Raw genomic sequence first — 26,494 nt, 5'->3', positions numbered from 1 at the left:
ATGATGCTACATATACCATAAAAAAGCCGCGAAAAGTCGCGGCTGTATTGGTGACAGTGCTTTCAAACCAGTATCTATCATTCACGTCTTAAGGGTCAACATTATTTGAACTACCTGTTAATTCACAATGTTAATTAAACTTCAAACTCCCCAACCATCTCGCTTAATTGCTGAGACATCTCACTCAATTGACGGCTAGATGAATTCGTATGTTTTGCGCCTGCTTCAGTTTGTTGAGATACCGCCACAATGCCATTGATATTATCAACAATGCTATTCATTGCATCAGACTGTACTTTCGCAGAGTTTGCAACGCCCTGACCAAAGCTTTGAATTTGCTTCACTGCACTGTCTATTTCCACCAAAGTTTGATCACATTGCTTGCTTGTTATCAAACCCTTCTCTGTTGATTCCTTACACTTTTCCATTTCGCCTACCGTTTCTGACACGCCAGCATGTAGCTGCTCAATAATAGATTGAATATCCTCTGTAGATTCATGGGTACGAATGGCTAAAGTTCTGACTTCATCAGCGACAACAGCAAACCCTCTGCCCTGCTCTCCCGCACGTGCTGCCTCTATCGCCGCATTTAATGCCAACAAATTAGTTTGCTCAGCAACTTTTTGTATCACATCCAACACTTCACCAATTTGTGCTGAACTCTCTTCAAGCTTCTTTACTGACATAGAGGTCGATTCAACTCGCTGTGCGACCTGCTCAATCTGATGGGCATTATCAGCAATGTGCTGTTTACCTTGCTCAGTGAGCCCGCTTGCGTTATCAATTAACACCAAAGCATTTTGGCTCTGATCAAACACGCTGTTCGCAGACTCTTTCAAATCAAGCACCTTGTCTTGAACTGATTCTGTCTCTCTATTTTGTTGAGCAAGACCCAATTGAATTTGTTGAGTGACTGCTGACAATTCTTCAGCATGTGAAGCCAAAGACAGTGTATTCACATTGATGTTGTCGATTACTTGCCTAAACTGCGCATTACTTGCGTTGAACGCAACTGCCATTTCAGACAACTCATCCTCACCGCGATGTTTCAGCTCAATGGTTAAGTCTTTTTGGCTTGCAACCAATGACATGGTGCGTGTCAGCTTGTTTAAAGGCTTAGAAATATTTTTCGCGACCACCCCTGACACAATCATTAATAAAATAATATACAGTAGCAGTTCAAAAGCGATGAATATCAGCTCATCTTTATACGCGTCTTCAATATCGGTTAAGTAAATACCAGTGCCAATAACCCAACCCCAGTCAGACTGGCGCTTGATATAAGACACCTTACTGGTGACCTCTCGAGAGTTGGGCTTAGGCCAAGTATATTCAACAAAGCCCGCCCCCTGCTTTTCCACCTTGTCAACGAATGCGCGAAATGCAAAAGAAATAAACGCCTCTTTATGATTTGTCATAGACAAGCCATTTAGCTGTGGCTTAATCGCGTGGGCTACCATGTCCCCATTTGTATCGAATAAAAAATAATAACCAGAATCAGCATAGCGAGCGCTATTAACCAGCTGCTTAGCTTGAGCTTGGCGCTCTTGTTCACTCAAATTTGGTAAACTTGCGATTGCACTCACCTGTGAGCTAAGTGTTTCAACGAGATTTATCGCTTGATCTTTACGCTCAGAGATCATGTTTTCTCTCAGCTTATTAGCCGCTGAAAACTGAATACCTATGATAATTGTAATGGCCACTAAGGTGCCTAGTCGTAATTTATTTGCAACCTTTATGTTGCTTAGTAGTCGGTTGATGTTCAAAAGTACTGCCCTCAAATCTAACGAAAATCTACCTGTGTTCTGTGTAGAATATTTGTTCGAATCATACACAAAACGCAATACAAGAAAAACAATTTTCAGCATCGTTCCAAAATGATTTTGATGAAAAAGCATACTCATCTGATTTGTATGGAAAAGAAATTGAGGCCCCATTTCGAGAACAACCACCAGTAAAATCAAAAACCAGCACTTAAGTATTTATTTTTAGGTTTATATTAAAGGTACAGATAAAATAACCACGATAAATCTAATGATTTATTATGTAAATAAGAAATGTAAAACTCGTGTTTAAACGTTATAACTTTGCGCTATTTTTCCTCATGGGAGCCAAATTCAGGTGGAAGTGGAGCATTCTTTATCACTAGTGTAAGGGGAATTCTCACACTGATATTTATTCCAAATTAATCAATAATTATGGAGAACGAAAAACTCTATAGACTGCCACCTAATATTGATAGTAAACGAGGAAAATTGTATAGAGGCTTACGAGAGGCATATCAAAAACACTACAACATTTCTACTAAAATGCTAATGGCAGATACAACAAGCTTAGGATCATCCAGTGGTATATTATGACTGACTGAACTCGACACAAGATGCATCGAATTTGGATTCTCAACAATAAGTGATGCGTGCAAAGTCCGCCACACAGTTTTCCCTGCGGTGCTGTGCCCTATCCACCAATCGCTTTCCCCTTCCATACTAGATGAAACAATGACTGTAGGGACCATTGATATCTTGCCTTTATCCAACATGGTGCTTTTAGTATATTGATGCTGTAAGACCTGCCATTCAGCACTTTGGTGCATCATTTTATTTAACTTTTGATTGTCCCTTTGTGACCAATCGAAATTAAGTCGATTTAATTCTGATAAAAACGCTTCATGGCTTGGATCAAGCAATACCAAACCCTTGACCTGCTCAGAATATGCAGCCGCATATTGCCTTGCATGTAACCCGCCATAAGAGTGGCCTAACAAAATAATATTATCTTGTATATTAAGTGCACCCAGTAAAGCCTTTAGGCGCTTATTGGAACTGCGCAATGATACGTTCGACCTGTTTGCCGATTCACCAATACCTGCACGTGAATATATAATTACGCGTTGATTCAGCTTTTTCAGCTCTGGCAATACAGGTAACCAATATTGCGTACCCATGCCAATTCCTGATTCCACTACAATGGTGAATTCACCACTGCCAAAATCAATATATTCAAAATAACCGCCTTCAAGCTCCTGTAACTGGGGCTTTACATCAGCATGACAGAAAGAGCTAAAACAAAAATAAATAAAGCCTAAAAAAGTAGGAAATTTAAAACCCATTAAAAAGCACTACCTTAAATCAGTGTAAACCTGCTCTAAATCAGAGTTATTATAAACAAAAAATACCTAACATAAATACAACCCATAAACCCAATAACGGTGGCATTTTTCATTTTACGGCTGAACCCGTAGTTAACACCATGTATGACACTAAATTGTTGCGCATTTTATAACTGTTAAAGCAATAAGCAGCTATATTACTACCATTTTTTATGTAGATATCAAGCTAAACTAGCTGATTATTAACTCTTAATATAGCGCGTTTATTACATCATTCATTGAATATGCTACAACGGGTATATGTGCTTTATCATATTCATATCTATCAAGCTCTAACTGAGAGAATCCAGCAGCAGCTAATAACTGCTCAAACCAGCTCACATATCTGGCATTATTAGGATAGGCTGTCGCCGCAACCAAAATTACCCTGCTGCTGAGAGTTTGATCCAATGAAAGCCTATCGTTAACTAATTGCGGTGTTACATCCCTATGTGCCCAAAAGCTACCATCAAATGATACATGACGATGAAAATAAGGTTGCTGAGGGCTGTCTATCAACAGCGCTATTCCTACAAATAATCCAGTTAGAGAATGCCCCATCACAGTACGGTTCGTCTCGTCAATTGAGTAGTCCTTCTCAATGGAGGGCAATAACTCGATTGTTAAAAAGTCAAAATAGTCTTTGGCAAGTGGCCACTGCGAGTACATTTCTCTATGCTTATAATCATCATCTACATAGTTTTCAATGCCTACAAGGATCACTTCTAATTGATTTTTATCTACACTATCCGCCACGGTCTCAAAACGCCACTCGGCATCAAGAATATAAATTACCGGAAACTTTCTATTGGGAGCGTGGTTGTGTGGTAGAAAGAGTTTTAAGGGGTAAGACACACCTGTATAGTGAGAGTCTATAGGCTCTAGTTGTAACCTTTGACCTGGAGTAAACTGACTTACTATCTCTTGATCAAAAGTTTCTTGTGAATTTGAGCCCCCTCCACAAGCAGCTAATAAAAGTAAAGTGATAGATAGCAAACATGTTGCTAAGTAGCGGGGATTAGAATATGCCAAAGATCATGCCTTGTTTAAAATAAATGATGATTAAAACGTAATATAATAATTACAATATTTCAAAAAACATACACGTCTAGATGACAGCTCGCCATTTTTCTAGGCATTAATGTATTTTCTTAATTATAGATAAATAAAAAATAACGCTTTTAAGTTAATTTCTCAGTATGCATAAACCGTACGTCCAATCAACATAGATACACCTATACGCTGTTTAAAGAAACACGACAAAATAGAGCGATTAACTTGTTCTTTTTTACTTTCCTTGTAACTATAGAAACTATCACACTTTCATGAATAGGTTGAAAAAACATTTAAACATACAATCTACAGGTAAATATGCCAATATGTTTAGATGCACTTATTAATCATCAAAGGAAAGCGACTTGATACACTTTGAAGTCAACAAAGACTAAGGAATTAAAAATATGGACATTCAATTTACAACTACAACTCAACATATTGATTGGCAACAAGTGTGCGCATTGTTTGAAGCTGTTGGTTGGCCAACCCGCTGTCCCATTCAACTAGAAAATGCATTTAATCACAGTACGTTTAAGTACTTCGCTTATCACAAAGATGAATTAGTCGGCGTAGGGCGAACAGTCGATGATGGATGCTATTATGCTTGGGTCGTCGATCTCGCGGTCCATCCTAGCTACCAAGGGAGTGGCTTAGGTGCGACGATACTAAATAAACTAGAAAAATGCTTAAGTTCATATATTACAACCATGCTCACTGCGGCACCGGGGAAAAGTGGTTTTTATGAAAAACAAGGCTGGCATAAACAGCGCTCAGCATATATTTTCCCTAGAACAGACGAGCAAATAACAGAGTTTGTATCACCTGAGCAAGAGAATAGTGCCTACTAATTTTTACCTTACAGTGAAATTAGTAACACTATAAAGTAGTTTAAAAATGGGAGCTGCACTTAATAACACCGAAAAGCCTCTACTAGATAACCCTTAATTAGATGTAAATAGTATAATTTTGGAGGCGAGCTTGTAGTCAGCCGCCCCCAAGTATAAGATCTAAAAACCAATATGGCTTAATCAAGTAAAACCTTATTGGATAGACTAACTGCACTCAAATTAATAGCCAGTTTCATAAGTCGCATAAGCTGTATTTGTTCTCTCCCAAGTACCGTCTTTATATAGAATTAATGCAGATGCCGAAGCGCCAGCGTATGCACGAACAGTCACACCACAGCTAGTGCCACCACTACAGCGAGCAGAGCCACTCCACTGAACTTCTTTAATAGGTTTAGTTACATTTTTTAAGTAAAAACGTCCTGATGTAGAATTACCGAAAGAAAAGTCAAAACCATCACAGTGTGACGTGCCATTTCCCCATGAATGATTAGTCGTATTACCTTTTGGATATACATCACACACAAGTTCAGCAGACAAAGCAGAGCCAGCAAAGAAAGTACCAGCAAGAAGTGTTAAAGCTTTTATAGTTGTTTTCATTTTTAAATACCTTTTTATTATATTGTTTAACGCAAATGCGTATTTACAAGGTAGTAAATGAACAGGCGTTCAGTCAACACTGCAATAAACACCTAAAAAATCAAACAAAAATAAAAAAAATAAAAAAATTTAATTTAAAACATTGTTTTATATAGATATAAAAACAAACCAGCCCCACCCCAAACTTTTTATAACAAATAATTTAGAAAATGATAAAACCGATAAAATTCGCTATCTGACATTAATTTATTACATATTTATTTCTAACCAAAAAACTAACCCACTGAAAAATATAGTTATAAGCCAGATACAAAACTAATCCTTGAACTTTTACAACGTTGTTTACAAAAACTCGCTCATTAAAAGGAGCTTATCGTTACTTAATTGTTGCTTCTTTGTTCCTAAATAAAATTTAAACTACAATGACAAACATAATGTTACAAATGCAATAAAGACTGAAGAAGCAGTTTAATTATTGAGCTAACTTAAATAGCAAGTTTACTTTGTTTCTCACAATTTTGTACAAATTTAAAACAGTTAAATTTGGTAAAGGTTTTCATTAAGGCTAATATACTTTTACAAATAAATTGCCGTATTAAAACATCATAACCGAAGAAGCTTTCTTAGCGCAGTGTAGCCATTTCATAAATTAAGAAGCAAAAGCGCAAGAATGAATGTGAAAAGAGAAATGATCACACAAACCCAAATGATAGAGCCTGGGCTCAGGAACCATACACCATTTAGACTCTACTCAACTTACACTCGAGAGTAGATTCTGAAATGCGTCAAGCCTGCATAAAAGACACAATAGTTTAACTTGAAAAAAACAACTAAGAAACATAGTATCCCACTTCCCAGATAAAGGAACGTTACGCGATTTATAAAACATTCCATAACTTAACGATTAAAGCTTCAATCACTTTAAGGACAAAAAATGAAAACCAGAAAAACGCTAACGAGTTTAACGCTAGCCAGCTTAGCTTTTAGCCTAAGCGCATATGCAAAACAAGATATTACATTCAAATTGGCCGCTACAACTGATGGTGTAACCCACTCAGTACCTATGCCAATCATGGGGCAAAATGGATTCACATTCGACATACTACTCGACTATCAATACCAAACTAACGGCGGTCGATGCATTATCTTGTATCATCAAGACTCTTGTACAATCGAAAACATGAACGGCGCAGTGACGCTCTCAAACATTCACTGGGGCAGAGCGTCTATTAACGGGTCTATTCAACAGATCTCTAGCTGGATGTATGTTAATCCACAAGAGACAAGTTCAACCGTTTTAATTCCATCGAGTAACGTACACTTTTACTACATAAATAATGAGAAGCCGTCTTCAACACTGAATGTATATGGTCGTTCGTCTTTGCAAGTCAGCAATTACGGTAGAGCAAGTATGCAAACAACCAAAAATGCGAATAATGCGGGGTTTGAAATTGCACGCGTGCCAGCGAGCACCTATCAAACCGGTGTTAAGTTTCCTATGATGGCAGGCTGTATGAATTTAGCGGTACTCAATACAACCTCATCTAGCATTGCTCGTGTTAATTTTACGCAAGCAAATCAAACAACAGGCCCCATTACAACAACACTTTGCGTACCAGGGAATGATACAACTACCTTTGTTGGTATAGATGCAAAAGCAGAGCGTATCGCCAATATAACCTCTAAAGTACCAACAGAGCTTAAACATTTATATTAAAAAGCCTTTTTAGGCATATTGCCAGCCTTCATCCATTGAATGTCATGTTGTCTAAATTATCGTTAAGCCAACATGACAACCCAAAAAGCCATAAAGATTTATAAGTTATTCTTAAAGCACTCAGTCCCGCGTAATGTCTATGTAATGTAATTACTTTTGTCGTTCTTTTAAGCTATCAAAACACCATAGATAATCAAACGGAATAAATATGTGTACTGACCTCGTACTTAGCTCATCATTGGCATCACAAGATAATCTATCAAAAAGCTTAATTTCACTCCCTATCGTTTCTTGTAGAACACCAGACTACAGCAATGTCTGTTCAAGTAATATCGTAATTGCCGTATTCAATATATTCCTCGAAGGCAAGAATTCAATAACGTACTTAATTCACCAGAGTTAAAGCCGACGATAAAAATAATAGTCAGGCTAATCGAAAATCTAATATTTAAACACTCCCAACACAACAAGGAAATATTATGTCTTCAAATATTGAAATCACTTATATCAATAAATCTATGAACAAAGATCTACCTAAAATTTTTGTTTTCACTAAAAATGAAACTCCTACTTTTGATGCTTTGAAAGAAGGTGTTGCTTGGCGTGTTATACCTGATATTGGCCGTGCGTCATCTAGCACATTTGTATTCCCAGTAGACACCAGCGTAGGTGCAACTTGGCAAAGTGGTCAAAACAAAACGCAAAAGCTAGAGTCTATTATTGGTAAGCGATATACAGTAAGCAAGGACGATACAGGTGTCGTGCTTGCAGCCAATGGCAGTGCATCAGATACTAAATCCATTGACGTAAACAACGATGTCAATGTACCTAACGGTATCAGTGCTCAACTATATAAAGATGGCAAGCTGATGATGGAAAAGAAAATCGTAGGCTTTGGCCAAAAAGCAACCTTTGTTCTTAAGCCTAAGCTCTATTGGGGTGTTGCTTCTGAAATCGAAGAAAGCCAATTACTTAGTTCTGCAGTGTTAAATACTGACAGCTTTTTTGAGCAAGATTTAGAAGGTGTGAGTAGAGCAACAGTTTCACTTAACGGTAATGCCGAAGAAGGGTATAGCTTTAAAATTGAACACCAAGAATAATATAACGCATTTACCCATAGTAATTTTACCAAGCAAAGCAGACATAATGACTAGAAACTAAGAATATTTAGCCAAGCAGTTTATCGTAATTGAATGTAAATGTGCTGCGACATTAGGTCGCTATTATGCTTTAAGAGCCTAGTTTTATCTATCATGTCTCCTTAATTACAGCTAAGGCTCAATTGTGAGCTTTAGCAACTTGACTCTGTTTAATAGCAATTGCTTTCAGTCTAATTTAAAGCATATAAAACTATAACCTTACCCAAAAGCCAATCAATATTTCCTTCCACACTGGGGTTATAGGCTTTTAGATTTATAACTGAACCTAGTACTTTTTAAAACATAACGCTTACCACACATTAGGCGCTCGCCGAGGCCTTTAAAAAACGTAGCCAGACCTAATTTACTATCAATTCTATCGCTCAAGTCTCTAAAGTTGTATTCGCATTTAACTCTAAAATACTCATATGGAATTAATTTTATTGGCGAAAACATCACATAGTTAACCTATAAAGAGTACATCTCAGTAAAACTGATGAAAATGTTACTTAAGCTTAGACCTAACATCGAAAAAATCATGCATGCTCGATGCCCAACCACTGGAATACCACCGTCCCTTTTATGAATAATTTATTCGACCATAGTCCAACTTGGCAAATGTTAAAGTATAAAATATTCTCAAAAAGCTGATATTCAAAAGCTTTAATGTCAGCATTTTGAATACGCAACAATTCAGCATAAGCGCTTTAACAACGCTTTTGCTCGACAAACATGTAAAGGGATACTTATGAAAGTATATAAATTTAATAGCGCAGGGTTACTTGGCCTGATATTAATGTCTGTAACTCATTTTTCTTATGCACAAGATCAGTATCAAGAATTTACTGGCACCCACCAGCCGTTTAAGCAAACAAGCAACAAGGTGGTTGGTACCTACATAGCTAACTGGTCAGATCCAAGCTCCATTGATAACGTGCCAGGAGATAATTTAACCCATATTTTATACGCGTTTTTAAGGGCGTGTGGGCCAGGACAGCTCCCAAATGACGCCTCGGTATGTGCCAATAAACCCGACTATGTCCTCGCAGAGGACGAGACCACTGTGGATAAGCAATTTGCAGCCAAGTTTTTACAGTTAAAGCAAAAATACCCTCATCTCAAAATTCTACCTTCAGTCGGTGGCTGGGGCGGCTCGGATACATTCCCCCCTATGGCGAAAGATCCACAAGCGAGACAAATCTTTGTTCAGTCTGTCGTCGATTATCTGCGTGCACATCGTGCTTTTGATGGCATTGATATCGATTGGGAATGGCCAAATACACCAGCAGAAGGCGGTCACTATGCCGATTTAATGCAAGACTTAAGAGCAGCCTTCGATGCCTTAGAAGTAGAACTTGGCAGAAAGTACTCGATCACCAGTGCTATAGGTACTCATGCAAATAATGTCCGGAACATAGATTACGAACGTGCAGCTCCTTATCTTGACTACATCTTTTTAATGACATACGACTTTTTTGGCGGCTGGTCTAAAAGTAACATTGGCCACCATACCTCTTTAGATGCACACAGTGAAAACATCGCCGCTCATGGGGTCATGCAAGGGGTGCAAAATCTGCTCAATAAAAGCGTCCCTGCCAATAAACTGGTTGTTGGTGTAGCCAAATATGCACGAGGGTTTGATGGTGTCAGTTTAAGTGCCTCAGGTACGCATATCGGCGGGCAAGCAACAGGGCTATTTCCTAAAGCGGTTCAGCCATGGGATGAAGAAGGTGTAGGCACTTACACCCGCATAGTCAATGAAGTCATCGGCCAAAATGGTCAAGGGATCAATGGCTTTATTATCCGCTACGATACAGACTGTGATTGTCACTATGCTTGGAGAGAAAGCGATGCCGCCTTCGTCGGCTTTGACCACCCTGCCAGTGTGATTAAAAAAGCCCAATACGCAGTAACCAGTAATTTAGGAGGCATATTTGCTTGGGAATATGCACAAGACAATGGCGATATTCTTAGCGCGATGAATTACGGTATCGGAAATAAATGGTTAGGAAACTCCAATCCAGGGGATGGTGTGTGCAAAGGGATTGCAAATTGGCGCGCCGAAGATGTCTATCTTAGAGGCGATCGAGTACAAGTGGACAATCGTTTATACGAGGCCAAGTGGTATTCAAGTAATCAACACCCTGCACAATATTCAGGCCGCTGGCAGGTGTGGCAATTTATCAGTGCGTGCCAGTAACCTCTACTAGAAAACTTTAACTGCTCATATTTGTATAAAAAAGGCGAGTACGAGAATGTTTACAGCACCTCTACTCGCCATACAAATTAGACTAATAAAACCGCGCTTTACTCCACCTCACAACCACACACAGAGCCCGCCGATGTATTAATATTTGTCCAATTCCCATTCCACTTGAGGTAGCTTCTGGCATTTTTACACGTGCCCTTACGTTTTGCCTTGTCTTTTTGCGATGGATCGCCACCACAAATGAGTGCCGCAAAATCATTTGACGTAATTTGGCTAATTGCATTCACATCTGCCGCTTTTCCTTGGCCTGTTACAATGTCGATAAAGCTATGGCTCAGTTTTTGGCTGGTAATGTTATTACTCATCTTTTGCCCTGTCCCTGAATACTCATGACAGCCAAAGCAGTTACTGGAAAACTCATTGTTCAAATTAACATGTTGAAAATCAGTTTCAGCGACACTATTTGCCAATCGTAAAGATCCGCGTTCATTCGGGACACCTATGCCACCAGAACTTTTCGCAGTATCACTCACCCAGATAGCACCCACATTGAAGTAATTGTTTAACCTCTGCACATCAGGAGAAGCGTTTGTCGTTGAAAGTGCCTCATACAAATGCGCATTCTGTGACACGATATTAGCTAAATTTTCTCCCGCTTTGTGGTCACCTGAAGCCGTTCCATATGGATAAACCACACAAATATTCGTAGGTGCTCCTGTCGCAGGCCCATTCTTTAACTCTGGTTGGTTGAATTTACACGTATCAGGATCACTGTTTAAACTGTCTGGTAAACCTGCTGTACAAGTATTTTCGGCGAATAGCCATGGCATAGCCTGCTCACCTTGCGCATCACATGTCGGAGAGTTTGCTTTGTACTCATAAGTTGCCCAAACGAATTCAGGATGGTCCTCTGTTGCGACAGCAATATGCATCCCAAGCAAACCCAGCGTTTGTGGCTGACCATCAATCATTTGTTGTTGGGTAACAAAGCTATTAGAGCTTTTTTCACGCTCACTCAATACTTTCCAAGCAAACTTGAGTTCTGTAGTACCGGATGGAAAATTGATAATCCCCTTTTTTCCCAGCTCCACAGCACTGGCAGACAAATCACACAGTGATTTATTAAATCTCACGTCGTAATACACAACATTGCCATCTTGTGCGTAAATTGAAGCACCGCCTCCCGCTTGGCCAGTAGAAATCGATGACTTTTGTAGCGACGTTCTTAAGCTTTTCGGGCTTTTTATACTGTCACAAGAGTTGGCTGGCGTGTTGAGGGTGTCATCGTTAAATTCAAGCAACGGATAGTTAGCATCAACCTGAAAATTTCTCAGCGCTGGATTTTCAGAAGATGGCGACATCAAGTACAAATAGGCTTGCGTCGAAAACTGATAAAAGTCACAAAAGTTTGATGAACCATCAGGTCCACTCTTTTTAACTTCCTGTGGAAACGAGGGACTCGTGATCCAATTCGGGTCTACTTGGCAGTCATAAGTGTTTGCAGGCACACCCTGAACATAAGCATTTGCTGAAGCAGTCGCGTCTGTTCTCGTGTTTGCCGAATTATAACAGGCTGTAAGCTGCACAATTGATAGCGCGATAGCGCTTGTGAACATTAATTTTTTAGACGGTGTTTTCATTTCAATATCCCAATTTCTAGTGGCTTGGCCAACTATGAACATTCCATAATGATGTGTATCTGACGGTTTGTAGCACTTATAAGGTTTGCACCGATGGTGTGAAAAAGGTATTACACGCAATTACATTAAATTACGATTTTGATTTGATTGGTGAAAAAGACAATATTGCAGAAAGTGAAGCTACCCTAGGCATATTAGTAAGGTAGCTATTTACGACAGTGTACTTGCACGCACATCATCTTGAACCTATAGAAATGGGAGCACCATGGCGAGCCATTTTTTCCTTCAATTCAGCATAGAGCGCATCTTTATCATCATTAGATATCGTATTTGTGACATGACAGTTGTCATGAGCATTTTTCACAAATAGCCTGCCTATATTTTTCAAAAAAACGTCTCTAAAATGGGGATGTGGATTTGTCTTTACTTGCCCAATAATGAAACGCCGTGAAAAATCACATGATTTCTATCGATGCAAACTTCGACCTCTCTGGCAAGCAGCCTATAAATCAATTTGATTTCCTGAACAAATAGATAGGTTACACATATCCCCACTCAAACATCGATTAACTGCAATATAAAATTGTCCGTTAGCAATGGGGCCCTAGCTCAATTGACAAGCTCATTTTATTTACACTAAATAACACTTAGTAAACAACATACAGAAGGAGTCTGTACTATGAAATCATATCTTGCTGGATTATCCGGTGTATTTTTATCTTGCTCTGTTGCTGCTGAAGGCCAGCGTGAATACGAACCATTTATTTACTTCGACTCACAAGGCTATACTATGCAGCTGGATGTAAAACTAGCACATAATAATACACGCAAGCTTAATGGCATTACATTTGGTACACAGTGTGAGCTAGCGTATTGCAAGAGTGAATCTTTTCGGGTCAATGTACTAAGGGACTTTGTCAAAGCCGTTCAGAATCGAAAGTTGTATCAGATATACTGGGTTGAGGATGAACCCTGTTTAACCTCTGGGGACGAATGCACACCTATGAACGTACCAGTTGACCAGCAGGCTGACACATCATCGTTTGTGCCTATGTCTTCCAACCGACGAAATCATCGAGAACCTGCAGCTGGAACCAAACCTGATGCGAGCGCAAACTTTATCAATAGTGCAGCAGCGGCTGCTGGTTCAGCTTTGGTGAATAAAATCGCCGATGAAATACTCTCTAAAACAGAAGAATCGTCTTCACCCAAACTTCATTTTTATTATGTCAAAAAAGGCTATTTAAGCAGAATGGTGCCGACTTCTGTGTGTGTAAAAACACAATATAACTGCGAAGAAATGACCGATGTGTTATTTGACTACGATGATGATAGACAAGTGATTGCTAAATACCCTTATGATACCTCCAGCAGTGAGTCTAGGCTGAGAAGTGACTCAATCAGGGAGTATGTATCGAATCTATCTTACAACTGTATACAGAATTTTTATGGCACTATGCCCTACTATACAGTCACGATGACTTGTCGATATGCCGAGCATTGAGTTATGACTTGACCGAAAAGGCTGCATTGTTATTTGAATCAATATCGATAGCAGTTTCAAGGCCAGTCATGTGATCTGACTGGCCTATTTTAATCGAGGTGATAGAGGCCTTTTCAGCCTCCTTAGAGTGTTTATATCAGCTCACGCATTTCTCTAAGTTAGAGTGTCGTAACCTATTCAACACCCATCAGTCACCTACTGATACTTATAATTAAGACTGTTATCTGGACTATAATTAAGTGCCTCACGTAAAGGCTATAACTGAGCGCAGTGGCTCTCATTATTTACCAGCGCTTGTTGCATTATCATGGCCGTGTCAACAAACTTATAAACGAATAGAAGGCGGATACCTCTAACGTCACCTAAAGCACAGTCACCATGCTAAAAGTGACAGCCGACTCCTTGGCTATTTTTATAAATACGAATTAATGACAATAATTATCTACAAACGTTAAATCATTAATATGCTCTGGTGCATCCATAACATAAGTAGCCGCTGCTGTTTGAGGATCAACACTATAAATTTTTGCGTTTTCACCTGAAACTCTTCCCGACACATACAATGTACCGTCATCTGAAATAGCTAAACCAGATGCCCAGTTAATACCATGGTCGCCAATCCAAGTTAACGCCATAGAAGCATCATCGATTGTATACAGGGATTTACCCGTTAATACGTACAGAGTGTTGTTATCAGCAGAGTAAGCAATGTCACCATGAGAAAAAGAGTCGCCTGAGTAACGCATCTTACCCAACACGGTTTTTTCACCCGTTTGTAAGTTGTAGTCATACATGTAGGTTTTGCTCGTAGCACGCAAGGACTGGCCACTTTCGGTGACAGCAGAACGATAAATTGGCCAAGATTTGGCATCTGCCTCAGCAACCTGCACACCAGTTTCTAAATCTAGTGACCAAAGCTTTGACGCTTTTGTGCCTGAGTCTAGCTGCTCCATAAAATACAACTTGCCATTGTGGCTAGCAATATTGGACGCCGTATTTTGGGCACCCGCGACGACACTATACGTGTTTGTCTCTAAATCAAACTTGTAGACATACCCCGTTTGGGCAGAACCATAGTTATTAATGCCAAAAATACCCGTGTGGCAAGCTTGCTTTTCAGTTACGGCGACGTCGTCAATAAAGCCACCTAAACTATCGTTAGTACCTGTGCCCGTGAAACGGATCTCTGAACTGCTTGAAGTCGCTTCTACAGACAAGGTGAAAGATTGCCAACCTCTTTGCGTTGCGTTTAAATTTAATACTGTTGTGCCATTCCACTTAACATCCACCTTGTTTGTCTGATTATTACCAGACACACGTGGTGAGTAATAAAATGACACTTCATATGCTTTTCCGGCTTCGGTCGCAAGCGATTGAAATACACTATGATTAGACGTCGAGTCGAGCTCGATGTACTGCTTACCATCTTGTGCGCTAATGATCCCAAGGCGAGATGTTTGAATTTCAAATTTCGCCCCTTCACTTTGCCACCCAGTTACTGAATCGAGTATTTTCCACTTCGATTTTATAACATCCTGTTCAAACGACCCGTTTGTTACTAAATTTCCTGCATTTGCAATTTGCGAAGCAAAAAGCGTAGACATTGCAAAAAGAGATAATTTCATAAAGTAATTCTCCAAGATTAAGTTATATTTAAAACACAATCAAAAGAACATTTATTCATTAAATTCATATCGTTAAGTTAACAAATAATATTCAGTTTAAGCTAAGTTAATATTTTCACTTGTGATCCAGTTGCACAAATGATGCCTAAACTGAAAGAGGTGTTTATCAATCTGGAGATTGACACAAAAGATCAAGATATTATCGGCCGCGATTAATACGATGTATCACTTGCAAAGAAGTGCACAGACCAAGCGAATATTGACGGTTTTGATATTTAAAAGCTAAATGATTATTTGGGAGGCTAAAAATAGGTCAACGACTTTAAAGTGGCTGACCTACCTAGAAAACCGAGCAGATAAAAGCGTCAGTTCTCGTAGCTTGATTTTGCATACCCTTGAAAATTACTTCCTGTTTAGGTTCTGCCTTACAAAAATAATTGTAATAACATGCGTATGCCTGTGATAAGCAACACAACAGAAAACACTTTCTTGAGTTTTACTGCGTCTAGTTTAGCAGCGAGTGATGCACCAACTGGCGCAAACAACACAGTTAAAGGCACAATACATAAGAACGCAACGAGGTTAACAAGCCCAAACGTGCCGATAGGTGCATCAGCAGGTGATTGGCCTAAAATGAGCATGGTCGCAGCGCCTGGCAAAGAGATAATTAACCCGATTGCAGCGGCTGTCCCCACAGCTTTATGAGCTGGATAGTTATATAGCGTGAGTAGTGGAACAGAAATAGTCCCCCCACCAATGCCTACCATTGAACTGAATAATCCAATTGAGGTACCCATTGTCGCTTGTCCTGCTTTACCGGGCAGGGATTGAAATAAAGCTGATTTTCCCGTTCGAAACATCATATTCAGAGCTGACAAGGTCGCGATAATACCAAATAATCCAGTCAACCAAGTACCATTGACGCGTGTTACCAACCAACTTCCTACCAAAACACCGATAAAGATAAACACAGCCCAGCGCTTTAACAGATCAAAATCGACATTGCCTTTTTGATTGTGCGAGCGAATTGAGCTGATAGAAGTTGGAATAATTGTCGCTAACGAGGTTGCGGTTGCAATGACCATGGCTGACTCAGGCGACACGCCAAAGCCTTGGAAAACAAAAAATAGCACCGGCACAATAACGATACCACCGCCCACCCCTAGCAAGCCTGCCAAAACCCCCGCAAATGCACCTGTTGCAACCAGCGCGATGAGTGTTGAAATATTATTGCTTAAAAACTCTATCATAGTGTAAATCAACAACGTTTAATTAAAATAAATAAAACCAACAAACGGAGAGTCCGTTTGTTGGTTATGTGAAAGATAATCGAAGAAGTTATGCAGAGAGCTCTTGTCTTACTATTTCTGCTCCAGCGGCTAAAGCCTGTAGTTTGCCTCTCGCCACTTCTCGCGATAGCGGTGCCATGCCGCAGTTCGTGCAAGGGTAGAGTTTGTCGGCATCGACATATTTAAGTGCTTCACGAATGGTATCAGCGACTTCTTCAGGCGTTTCGATATCATTAGTAGCCACATCAATAGCGCCAACCATCACCTTTTTGCCTTTCAGTAATGACAGTACTTCAAGCGGCACTCGACCGTTATGACATTCTAAAGAAATAATATCGATACTAGATTGCTGAATGGCTGGGAATGTTCTTTCATAGTGGCGCCACTCATTGCCTAGCGTTTTCTTCCAATCGGTATTTGCTTTGATGCCGTAGCCATAGCAAATGTGTACGGCGGTTTCGCACTTAAGCCCTTGGGTTGCAATTTCAAGTGCTTCGATACCCCATTCATTCACTTCATCAAGGAACACATTGAACGCAGGTTCATCAAACTGAATGATATTAACGCCAGCAGCTTCTAGCTCTTTTGCTTCTTCATTCAATGCTTTAGCAAATTCGAACGCCAGGGTTTTACGATCTTGATAATAGTCATCATAAAGCGTATCTACCATGGTCATCGGCCCTGGTAGCGCCCATTTTATTGGCTGATCTGTTTGCGAGCGCAAAAACTTCGCATCGTCAACAAATACCGGTTTTTGGCGACTTACTGGGCCAATAATACCTGGTACACTGGCGTCGTAGCGGTCACGAATTCTGACTGTCTTTTTATTTTCAAAATCAACACCGCTCAAGTTTTCGATGAATGTGGTGACAAAGTGCTGGCGAGTTTGTTCGCCGTCACTCACAATTTCAATACCTGCATTGTCTTGTTCTTGCAGCGTTACTCTCAGTGCGTCTTTTTTACCAGCAATCAGTTCATCGCCTTCTAGTTTCCAAGGTGACCAAAGCTGTTCAGGTTGTGCCAACCATGATGGTTTTGGCAGGCTGCCAGCAGTAGAAGTTGGGAATAATTTTTTCATAATTAATGCATCTATACCTTAAAATCAGAATGACGGCTGAACAAAGTTAGCAGCCCATTTTTCCAGTGTTGACTGGTGTCGCTGAATGAAGTTATCTTCACACCACTTACCTTGTTCAATCGCAAGGCGGGCACGCTCTTCTCGGTCATAAACCACTTGCGTTAGAGAGCAATCTAAGTTTTTCAGGCTTGGCTTATAAGTTTCACCAGCTTTCGAGTTAGCATTATAAATTTCTGGACGATAAATCTTCTGGAAAGTCTCCATGGTGCTCAGCGTACTAATAAGCTCCAGTGTGCTGTAATCATTTAACAAGTCACCGAAGAAAAAGAATGCATACGGAGCAACACTGTTTTCAGGCATAAAGTAACGTACTTCCATGCCCATTGTTTTGAAATACTGCTCTGTCAGTGATGATTCATTTGGCGTGTATTCAACACCTAAAATTGGGTGCTCGTTACTTGTACGATAATAAGTTTTGTTGTCTGATACAGATAAACAAATTACTGGCGGCTTGCTAAAGCTTTCTTTATAAGCACTTGAACTAATGAAGTCTTGGAACATTTTACCGTGCAATTCACCATAATTTTCTGGCACAGAAAAATGATCTTTACCTTCATTGTGTTTACGCAGTAGCACGCTGAAATCGTAGTCACGGACATACGATGAGAAGTTATTACCTACAATACCTTCGATACGCTTATTCGTATGGTGATCAACAATGTATGTTTTTAGTACTTCGATAGTTGGGAAAGTTTCACCATTACCCTCAACATCAATGTCAACGTGCACAATATCAATTTCAACTGAGTAACGGTCTTTGTTTGGGTTATCCCAATTTGCGAGACTGTTAAAGCAGTTATTGATCATGTTAATTGCTTTACGAAGGTTTTCCTGACGTACTTCACCACGCGCCAAATTAGCAAAGTTTGTAGTAAGGCGCGTATCGTTTGAAGGTGAATAATGCTCATCAAATCGAATAGTCTTAATTGAATAGGTGAAATCGCTGCTCATAATATTGTGGGTCCTTAGCTTAAAATTAAATATGACCTGAATGTCTTGCAGCCATTCTATGATGAATGACTCATGATTAATATTGATTTAATTTTATGATTCTATGAGTTTTGCTCATAGTGCTATGTTAACGATTCGGATACAAGCATGCTTAAGAATTGTTAATTACTGTGCGCGATAAACTAAGATGGTAATTAATTCCATGTTTATAGATGCTATTTAATAAGCAAATAACGTTGATCAATTGATGTATTTATAGCGCAGTATTTCGACGTGGCGTGTTGTCGCTGAAAACAGTTTTACCGAGTGATGAGCCGCAACCTAAGCGCACAGAAAAACACCGCGTTCAGGGCATTTATCTAATACAAGTAAAATGAATGCTTTAACCTTTTTGTGCATTTTATTTTTGTAGACTGATACAACAAACAACTTTAGCCATTAGGAAGTACTAATGGCTGTTGATTTACTTCGGGCTAATTGCCACCGGATGTTTGTAACACTGCGCCATTTTGATAAAGGCGCTGAGGTAATCAATATTACTATCCCCTTCTCGAGTACCTAAATAAATCTGCTTCGCGATACCATTTTTTCCTAAACGCACAACCGATAATGGTAGTTTTGTGCTGTACTCTTCTGCCAGCCAGCGTGGTAATGCAGCAACACCTCTGCCACATGCAACCATTTGCAACATGATGTCAGTGGTTTCGACCGTTTTGTGTTGCTTAGGGATCACTTGGTCTGGGTTGAGGAACTGCGTGTAAATATCAAGGCGATCTTTTGATACTGGGTAGGTAAACAACACTTGGTCCCTGAGGTCTTCAGCCTGAGCAAATTTTTTAGCCGTAAGTTTATGATCTTTAGGAACGACGAGCACTTGCTCATAATCAAATACTGGCTCAAAGACTAAGCCACTTTTAAAATAGGGATCAGGTGTTACCAGCAAATCTATTTCATAATCTAGCAAAGCCCCTACTCCGCCAAATTGGAATTTTTGTTTAACATCGACGTCAACACCCGGCCAAGTCTCTAAAAAAGGCGATACCACTTTTAACAGCCATTGATAGCAAGGGTGGCATTCCATACCTATCCGCAATGTCCCGCGCTCGCCCATAGCGATTTGTTTAAGCCTTTCTTCAGCACCATTTAATAGCGGAAGCGCACGGTTTGCAATATTAAGTAGGTAATGGCCTGCTTGTGTTAGCCTTAAGCTTCTTCCGTCCCGTACCCAAACGGCAGTACCTAGGTTGTCTTCCAGTTTACGCATTGTATGGCTTAATGCCGATTGTGTTACACAGAGCTCTTTTGCCGCAGCAGTGAGAGATCCTTGCTGATGAACAGCATGAATGATACGAAGGTGGATGCGTTCTAACATTTTTAATCATGAGTAAAATTAATAGATTGTTTATAATATATCATTTTCTCTCATCGATAAACTCACCTAAACTAGCATCAATTAAATAATCCATACGATTAAGTATAAGTTTATAAAATGAAAAATGAAGTTAAAACGTGCCCTGCCGCACATTATGACGTGTGTGTAACCAAGATCGAATCACTCAATAAACATACCTTTGAAATTGAGTTATTAGCCCCAGAGGGAACAGTATTGCACTATAAGTCTGGGCAATATTTGAAGCTCGAACTGGATGTTAATAATGATGACCAACCGTTGTGGCTTTCATATACGATTTCTAGCAGTTTAGATGCTGATAAGCCCAATAAAGTGTGCCTAATTATCCAAGTTACGAGTGACTTTTCAGGCAAAGTGGTTGACTGCTTGTTTGCTGCTAAAGCCAGTAACCAGCCAGTCAAGATCATGCTCGCAATGGGCAACGCATATTTACAAACGAACATTAACCAGCCTCATTTGTTTGTCGCCGCAGGCTCTGGCATATCCAAGATTAAGTGTATAACGGAAGAGATTTTACATCGAAACCCTGATGCGAGTCTCAATATTTACTGGTCTAATCGTCATAGCGATGACTTTTTTCTTTTAGAACAGTTTCATAATTGGGCGTCTGCGCATAAAAACGTGAATTTCCATACGATTTTAGAGTCGGCTCAGTCTGGTTGGACAGGTAGAACCGGCTTTCTCTACGAAGTCATACAACAAGACCATACCAACCTTAAAGAAACACAGGCTTATTTATGTGGCTCACCAAAAATGGTTTATGGCACGATTGACCAGCTCAACGATTTAGGTTTAGAAGAGCGAAATTGCTATTCAGATGTTTTTGAGTTTTCACCTAGAGCCGAAAAGCTAGAAGCGTAAAGTCATTCAGATAATTTAAAGATAAATGCCCTTTCAAGTCACCGCCAAATATGCTTTTTGCCGGTGACTTGAAAGAACTAATTTATTGTTGGCTAACAGACCTTGAAAAACGGAAAAGAGCCAATGGTTATGGCTCCGACTTTAACGCCTTTTTATATTCAATTAAATAGTCAAAAACCTTATTTGAAATCGCTTCTAACTTTGGTTGAGTATTTTCCTCTGCCACATTGGTTACAACGAAAATACCAATTTTTTTCTTCGGATAAATGACCAGCCAACTAGATGTGCCCATTGAGCCGCCACTTTGATAGAGCATGAGCTCATTTGAGTCATCTTTAGCTGTATACCAATAAAATGCTTTGCCATGACCCGTCCAGCTCTCGTCCAGAAGTTGATGAGAAATTGCCACCTCAGGCTCTGAAGACAATTGATGTCGAATATAGCGCGTAACAGACTCAACATTTGAAGTTAATCCTCCACCAGCAAACCAATATTGACTCGCCAAGGGCATTTGATTGCCATTTCCGTCTGATCCGACCGTAACTTCGCTTACCTCCAAGTTTGTGCGTCTGAATTTCGTGTCGCGCTCTCCAGACTTGCTTGTAATCAATTCAGAAACCAGTAATTCAAAAGGTTTTTGGTAAACTGACTCCAGAATGTATCCGGCTAAATTAGTACCAACACTAGAATATAGATAATCTTCGCCAGGGATGGAATTAAGCTTTACGTTTTTAAGATCATCAAAATAGTCATCTCTAGGATATTTTGATATTTTTTCAAAATATCTACCTTGTTCAATATCTTCGCGACTGGCAGCAAAATTGCTAGGCAGACCACTGGTATGCGTCAAAAGGTGTCGTAAAGTGATATATTGATTGGACGCCTCTAGGTTTTTATATTCGTTATTTTTAAGGTAATGGCGGATATCTTTATCAAGCTCAACTTTTCCGTCGTGAATAGCCTTAGCAACCGCTAAACCTGTGTAAGTTTTGGTTAAAGAGCCAATTTCGTATATTGTTAGGTTGTTAGGCTTATCGCCATTCCTTAACGTCCCCAAATGATATTGGTAAGTCTTATCTGAGTCTACAACCGAAATTGAAACGACTTGCCCAGCATCTCCATCAATAAATTCAATGAGTTCATTTTTCGTATTAGATTCAAAATTGATTGCATCATAACTTTTGCAAGAAGCCAAAACTGTCAGTAATGAAATAGCCAATACCGATGATATTTTTTGAGTTATTAATCGGCTCATTGTTTTCCTTTTAAAATCACTAAAGTTATTATTTTGACGACGTAACTGATTAAAAGGTTTAAAGGCCGAATAAATTTAGGTGCTTATTGTTATAAATAAACGGCTAAAAATCGTTACCAATAATTTGTAATAGACGAATAAAGCCAAATTTTAATAGTGGTGTTTTTTTATACGCATTGACGATGGTTACGACTATTAACATGACATATAAGAAAAATTTTTCCCTTTTGCAGACTAAAGTATTAAAACATTATTTAATGTGTTACCTATATAATCTGCATAGTCTGGACCAATGTCAGTCAATTCAATGCAACTAGATTAGCCAAGTTTAACCCAACCCCAATCAAACAAATCAAGACCTGAAGCATCAGAGCCCCGCAATATTTTGACACTAATCCTAGGCTCAAAGCTCTTATTTAAAGATCGAGTGTAAAACTTGCTTAACCTTAGACGAAAAGGGAAACGCCGTGGACCAAAGCGCGCACCGAGCAAACATCATAACTTCTGGTCGATGGACTCTATGAGCGATGCGCTCAACTACGGAGACCGTTTTAGATCACTGAATGAACTGGGCGGCTACAATCGCCAAGCATTAGCGATTGTAGCCGATACAAGCCACAAAGCTGAAAGAGTTATTAGCGTGTTGGAACCGGTCATTTCGTGGTGCGCAAAACCACAACAAACTCGAGTGGATAATGATCCTGAATTTACATCAGGTGCCCTGTAAAGTTGGGCTAGTGAAAAATGCATAAAACTTGAGTTTATTAAACCAAGTAGCCCATATCATAACGGTTTTGTTAAGCGATTTAATCGCAGCTATCGAGAAGATATATTGGATTTATATCTGTTTGAGTCACTTCAGCGGTTCATGACATTAAAGGTGAGTGATGAGATATTTATAATTATGAATGGCCTCACGATGCGCTAGGAAATCAAACCCCAATACGCTATCTGAGACAGCATAACTCTACTAATCAGCTGTACTAAAGCTCGGGGAGTTACATTGGCTCAATTAAAAAAGTTGATATAACAACTTGCCATCAGGCAGACCGCAAGTTGTTAAGAAGATCAACGTCTAAAGAACTTTTGTTACTTTATTGAGGTAATCGATGGTAGGCACTGCCCTTGCGTCTTCAACAGGTGCTAACGCCAATTCCTCACAAATAAAGCGATATAAAATATCCTGATACATGTCCTGATACCAATTGTTTTCTAAATCCTCAGGAATATGGCACTCAGCTTTTAGGCTCCCTTCGTCGAACAGACGTATTACTGGGTGAATAAACGCACTTTCTTTACCGTTTTCAGGCGTACGATGTATGTTAAATGGATCAGGATGCTTCGCATCACCGTACTCCATAGTCACCGTTAAATAACGACCTGAACTAAGGTGTTCTCTTTGTTTTATTATATCTAAGCTCAAGTCTTCGATATACTCAAACCCTTTATCACTATTAACTCTGATGTAATCACAAATAAAACCAGGCTGTTGGAACAATGAAGAGTTTTCATGTATTCTTTTTATCAGCGCATCATGTAAAGAAAAGCTTGAGTAATCAACCTTATAACTCGGGAATGGTTTTTCGTGATTCTTTTCATTTAATACTGAATTCAATAACTTCGCATTATATCTAAAGCCATGAATAAACCCAGAGAAAGACTTTTTATAATCTCTAGAGTGTGTAATTGTGCCCGCAAAGTACATATTTGACACACTAGTCGATTCCCAGTCACTCGTCATGCTCGGATATTTGTCCATACTGCACATCTCAGGCATACAGGTCTCATCAAAAATCTTATTTGAAAATTTAAAACCAGCACAAATTATGATTTCGTCAACAGGCACTTGGATCCGCTGACCTTCAGCATGCGTATACTTAACGTCTACCAATAAGCTGTCACCAGCTTTTGTTATTTTTTCCACCTCACCATCCAAAATGGTATTTTGAGACTTCAACTGGTAGGTATCAAGCACATTGTTGTTGACCGCCCTGAGGTTACCCACATAGTGTGTGGACCAAGCCAGTTTTACCGGGTTAGGGCTAAGTAAGTGAATACTTGCTGTCACATCATTCAAGTGATCGGCAGTTTCGAACGCTGAATTGCCTTTGCCAAGGATCATAACGCGCTTATTTTTGTACTTATCCAGTTCCAACGAATGCTCACCATATGTCACCGCATGCTCAATCCCGCTCACATTTGGCACTCGCTCTTCTGATAGACCCGTAGCAACCACTAGATTTTTAGTTTTTATCTGATCGCCATCAGCCAGTGTGATATAAAAAATCCCCTCTTTTTTACTTACCTTTACCACATCAGAGTTGTAACGAATATTTAGTTCATTGACTTTGGCATAGTCGTTAAGATAATCAACCATTCTGTCCGCTTTTGGAAAATACTCTTCTGAGTACTCTTTGAAACTAAGCTCTTTTTCAGATAAAAGAGAATTCCAGTCCCAACGCAGATTAATATTAAAACAGTCGAAGCCTGTATATACTTTATTTATAGAAATCAATTTTCTGTGTACAGGGTACTTATCAAAATACGCGCCTGCTTTATCCGCTTTTTCAAGTATTAAATAATTTTTTAAATCCCTAGAAAAAAAGTACCCTAGCTGTAATCCTGCTGGACCACCGCCGATTATTACATAATCATGTTCAACTACCATAAAGCCTCACTCATTTATTTTTTGTAATTTATAAAATCAACTTAAAGTGAATTTACTCACTTTATTTGCTACATCTTTTGAATAAATCCTCTCCCCCTGAACCAAGCAAAACTCTGCCAAGTAGCGCCTTAATTCATCCATAGGCTCACTTCCAGTGACCAGCATGCGTTTATTCTCCCTAACCGCCGGTGTGGAAAGTAGTCGAGCCATTTCGTCGAGCTTCACTTGCAAATCTTCACTGCGTACAGATTGATCAAACACGCCTTGACTGTCAGACTCTCCAGCCCATAATTTTCTGCCGAGCAAGATAACTTCCTTCGCAATGCGAAAATTACACTTTCTCGCCAATCGCATATTTGCAAGGCCAGGTATAATGCCCTCATTTCCAGCAGGTAAACTTGCATAGCTGCCTTCTTCAGCAATCACATAGTCACTCGCCAGCAGCAGCTGCATCCCCCCCCCAATGGCAAAGGTATCTACTACTGAAATCCAGGGTTTAACTATTTTTTCACCACTTTCGCTGACCACCCCGTGGATCATTTTGTTGACGTATCCCAGCTCTCTACCAATCATAAAATCAACAAAACTAATATCTGATTTGTGTAGCTGCTTTAGGTTGACGCCAGCGCTGAATATCCTTTTTCCTTGATACTTCGCGTGCTGCGTCACACCACCTCTAAGTACACCTACCTCAATGTCTTCACTGAGATACACTAAATCCACAGCAATATTCAGATCGGCCACCAGCTGATTATCTTCTGCATTCAAGCATTGTGGGTTGTTAAATGTGATGTGCCCCATCTTGCCATGTTTTTCCACGGTCACTTTGGGCAAGTTTAAAACACCAGTTTGTGCAAACTCCCTGAGATAAGCCACTGAACTGGCCTGACACCTTAGATAGCTCCGGATCAAGTGTTCACCGCACGCTTCGTCGGTGAAAAAGAAGCTCAGTAACAACCCTATTGATTGGTCCTGCAAGCCACGCTGCCATTTTTCAGTTAACTCGGAACGCTGGCAGGCATAAAAACATACAAATTGAGGCGCGAATGTTGCAATTTGAGCCAGCAACGACTGTCCTGTTAGAGCATGTTTACCCTCTGCCGTTGCCCGCAAATAAAGGTCACGACTATGCAGTCTTAAAAACGCACGGCGCAGGTTAAACCACGACGTGAGGTCTGATATTGCGACCTTTTCTTGCCCGCTAATGAAGTCATGTTCATATTTTAACTGTTGATTCAGCAGTGCTAAATCAGCATCCAACTCACCGCTAAACTGAATGTGCTCAGCCGACTGGATCTTGTCCTGCAAAGATTCCATATTTCACCTGTTTTTTTTTATCGCCGGGTTACAGCTCCCTCAATGAGCCTATTGCCGCTTAGATTATGCTAAACGTTTTATGAGCCTTTCTGCTTTGAACAATCAGACCAAAGCCGACAAC

Annotated in this window: 21 protein-coding genes; 8 read left to right on the top strand and 13 right to left on the bottom strand. The window is 39.7% G+C overall.

The window, feature by feature from the left end; genetic code table 11:
• Positions 1-134 precede the first annotated feature (134 nt).
• The 3 genes from N477_RS14310 to N477_RS14300 all read right to left on the bottom strand — a co-directional run bounded on the left by N477_RS14310 (position 135) and on the right by N477_RS14300 (position 4,180).
• Positions 135-1,703 carry a methyl-accepting chemotaxis protein gene (locus N477_RS14310; protein WP_231098131.1) on the bottom strand — a complete coding sequence of 523 codons (1,569 nt, stop codon included), beginning with the start codon at positions 1,701-1,703 and terminating at the stop codon, positions 135-137.
• Positions 1,704-2,290: 587 nt separating this feature from the next.
• Positions 2,291-3,109: an alpha/beta fold hydrolase gene (locus N477_RS14305; protein WP_063362971.1), complete on the bottom strand. Its 819-nt coding sequence runs from the start codon at positions 3,107-3,109 to the stop codon at positions 2,291-2,293.
• Between the two features lie 249 nt (positions 3,110-3,358).
• The gene (locus N477_RS14300) at positions 3,359-4,180 is read right to left on the bottom strand and encodes an alpha/beta hydrolase (RefSeq protein WP_063362972.1); all 822 of its coding nucleotides are present in this window, start codon (positions 4,178-4,180) and stop codon (positions 3,359-3,361) included.
• A gap of 428 nt (positions 4,181-4,608) precedes the next feature.
• Here N477_RS14300 and N477_RS14295 point away from each other — a divergent pair, with 428 nt between their 5' ends.
• Positions 4,609-5,052: a GNAT family N-acetyltransferase gene (locus N477_RS14295; protein WP_063362973.1), complete on the top strand. Its 444-nt coding sequence runs from the start codon at positions 4,609-4,611 to the stop codon at positions 5,050-5,052.
• 219 nt (positions 5,053-5,271) lie between these two features.
• Here N477_RS14295 and N477_RS14290 read toward each other — a convergent pair whose 3' ends face one another.
• Entirely contained in the window at positions 5,272-5,649 is a 378-nt protein-coding gene (locus tag N477_RS14290; RefSeq protein WP_063362974.1) for a hypothetical protein, read from the bottom strand.
• 934 nt (positions 5,650-6,583) lie between these two features.
• Here N477_RS14290 and N477_RS14285 point away from each other — a divergent pair.
• The 3 genes from N477_RS14285 (at position 6,584) to N477_RS14275 (ending at position 10,705) form a co-directional block, all read left to right on the top strand.
• Positions 6,584-7,366, top strand: coding sequence for a hypothetical protein (locus N477_RS14285; RefSeq protein WP_063362975.1), 783 nt, complete (start codon positions 6,584-6,586; stop codon positions 7,364-7,366).
• Positions 7,367-7,845: 479 nt separating this feature from the next.
• Positions 7,846-8,466 (top strand): hypothetical protein, encoded by a 621-nt coding sequence (locus tag N477_RS14280; protein ID WP_063362976.1) that lies wholly within the window; start codon positions 7,846-7,848, stop codon positions 8,464-8,466.
• A gap of 787 nt (positions 8,467-9,253) precedes the next feature.
• Positions 9,254-10,705 carry a glycosyl hydrolase family 18 protein gene (locus tag N477_RS14275; RefSeq protein WP_063362977.1) on the top strand — a complete coding sequence of 484 codons (1,452 nt, stop codon included), beginning with the start codon at positions 9,254-9,256 and terminating at the stop codon, positions 10,703-10,705.
• A 107-nt stretch (positions 10,706-10,812) separates the two neighbouring features.
• Here the strand turns inward: N477_RS14275 and N477_RS14270 are convergent, their stop codons facing one another.
• Entirely contained in the window at positions 10,813-12,354 is a 1,542-nt protein-coding gene (locus tag N477_RS14270; protein WP_231098132.1) for a mannan-binding protein, read from the bottom strand.
• A gap of 679 nt (positions 12,355-13,033) precedes the next feature.
• Between N477_RS14270 and N477_RS14265 the strand changes: the two genes are divergently transcribed.
• Complete coding sequence (locus N477_RS14265; protein WP_063362978.1) at positions 13,034-13,858, top strand: hypothetical protein; 825 nt, start codon at positions 13,034-13,036, stop codon at positions 13,856-13,858.
• Between the two features lie 425 nt (positions 13,859-14,283).
• Here N477_RS14265 and N477_RS14260 read toward each other — a convergent pair whose 3' ends face one another.
• The 5 genes from N477_RS14260 to N477_RS14240 form a co-directional block, all read right to left on the bottom strand.
• Entirely contained in the window at positions 14,284-15,483 is a 1,200-nt protein-coding gene (locus N477_RS14260; RefSeq protein WP_063362979.1) for a DUF642 domain-containing protein, read from the bottom strand.
• Between the two features lie 425 nt (positions 15,484-15,908).
• A complete protein-coding gene (locus tag N477_RS14255) occupies positions 15,909-16,733 on the bottom strand; it encodes a sulfite exporter TauE/SafE family protein (RefSeq protein WP_063362980.1) in 825 nt (274 codons plus the stop codon).
• A gap of 88 nt (positions 16,734-16,821) precedes the next feature.
• Entirely contained in the window at positions 16,822-17,850 is a 1,029-nt protein-coding gene (locus N477_RS14250; protein WP_063362981.1) for a methionine synthase, read from the bottom strand.
• A gap of 24 nt (positions 17,851-17,874) precedes the next feature.
• Entirely contained in the window at positions 17,875-18,861 is a 987-nt protein-coding gene (locus N477_RS14245) for a DUF1852 domain-containing protein (RefSeq protein ID WP_063362982.1), read from the bottom strand.
• Between the two features lie 463 nt (positions 18,862-19,324).
• Positions 19,325-20,233: a LysR family transcriptional regulator gene (locus N477_RS14240; RefSeq protein WP_063362983.1), complete on the bottom strand. Its 909-nt coding sequence runs from the start codon at positions 20,231-20,233 to the stop codon at positions 19,325-19,327.
• A gap of 117 nt (positions 20,234-20,350) precedes the next feature.
• On the opposite strand from N477_RS14240, the gene N477_RS14235 reads away from it, so the two are divergent.
• Positions 20,351-21,133 carry a hypothetical protein gene (locus N477_RS14235; protein WP_063362984.1) on the top strand — a complete coding sequence of 261 codons (783 nt, stop codon included), beginning with the start codon at positions 20,351-20,353 and terminating at the stop codon, positions 21,131-21,133.
• A 127-nt stretch (positions 21,134-21,260) separates the two neighbouring features.
• Here N477_RS14235 and N477_RS14230 read toward each other — a convergent pair whose 3' ends face one another.
• Positions 21,261-22,388 carry a serine hydrolase domain-containing protein gene (locus tag N477_RS14230; RefSeq protein WP_063362985.1) on the bottom strand — a complete coding sequence of 376 codons (1,128 nt, stop codon included), beginning with the start codon at positions 22,386-22,388 and terminating at the stop codon, positions 21,261-21,263.
• A gap of 436 nt (positions 22,389-22,824) precedes the next feature.
• Between N477_RS14230 and N477_RS14225 the strand changes: the two genes are divergently transcribed.
• Complete coding sequence (locus tag N477_RS14225; protein WP_155731902.1) at positions 22,825-23,115, top strand: hypothetical protein; 291 nt, start codon at positions 22,825-22,827, stop codon at positions 23,113-23,115.
• Positions 23,116-23,136: 21 nt separating this feature from the next.
• Entirely contained in the window at positions 23,137-23,316 is a 180-nt protein-coding gene (locus tag N477_RS26685) for an integrase core domain-containing protein (protein WP_081216530.1), read from the top strand.
• Between the two features lie 147 nt (positions 23,317-23,463).
• On the opposite strand, the gene N477_RS14220 is transcribed toward N477_RS26685, so the two are convergent.
• A complete protein-coding gene (locus N477_RS14220) occupies positions 23,464-25,056 on the bottom strand; it encodes an NAD(P)-binding domain-containing protein (protein WP_063362987.1) in 1,593 nt (530 codons plus the stop codon).
• A 36-nt stretch (positions 25,057-25,092) separates the two neighbouring features.
• Positions 25,093-26,373, bottom strand: a complete 1,281-nt coding sequence (locus N477_RS14215; RefSeq protein ID WP_063362988.1) for an enoyl-CoA hydratase/isomerase family protein — start codon at positions 26,371-26,373, stop codon at positions 25,093-25,095.
• Positions 26,374-26,494: the final 121 nt, after the last annotated feature.

Origin of the sequence: Pseudoalteromonas luteoviolacea H33-S (assembly GCF_001625695.1) — a bacterium.
Classification (GTDB): domain Bacteria; phylum Pseudomonadota; class Gammaproteobacteria; order Enterobacterales; family Alteromonadaceae; genus Pseudoalteromonas; species Pseudoalteromonas luteoviolacea_B.
The sequence above is the reverse complement of the archived record's forward strand: the minus strand, read 5'-3'. Positions and strand labels throughout refer to the sequence as shown.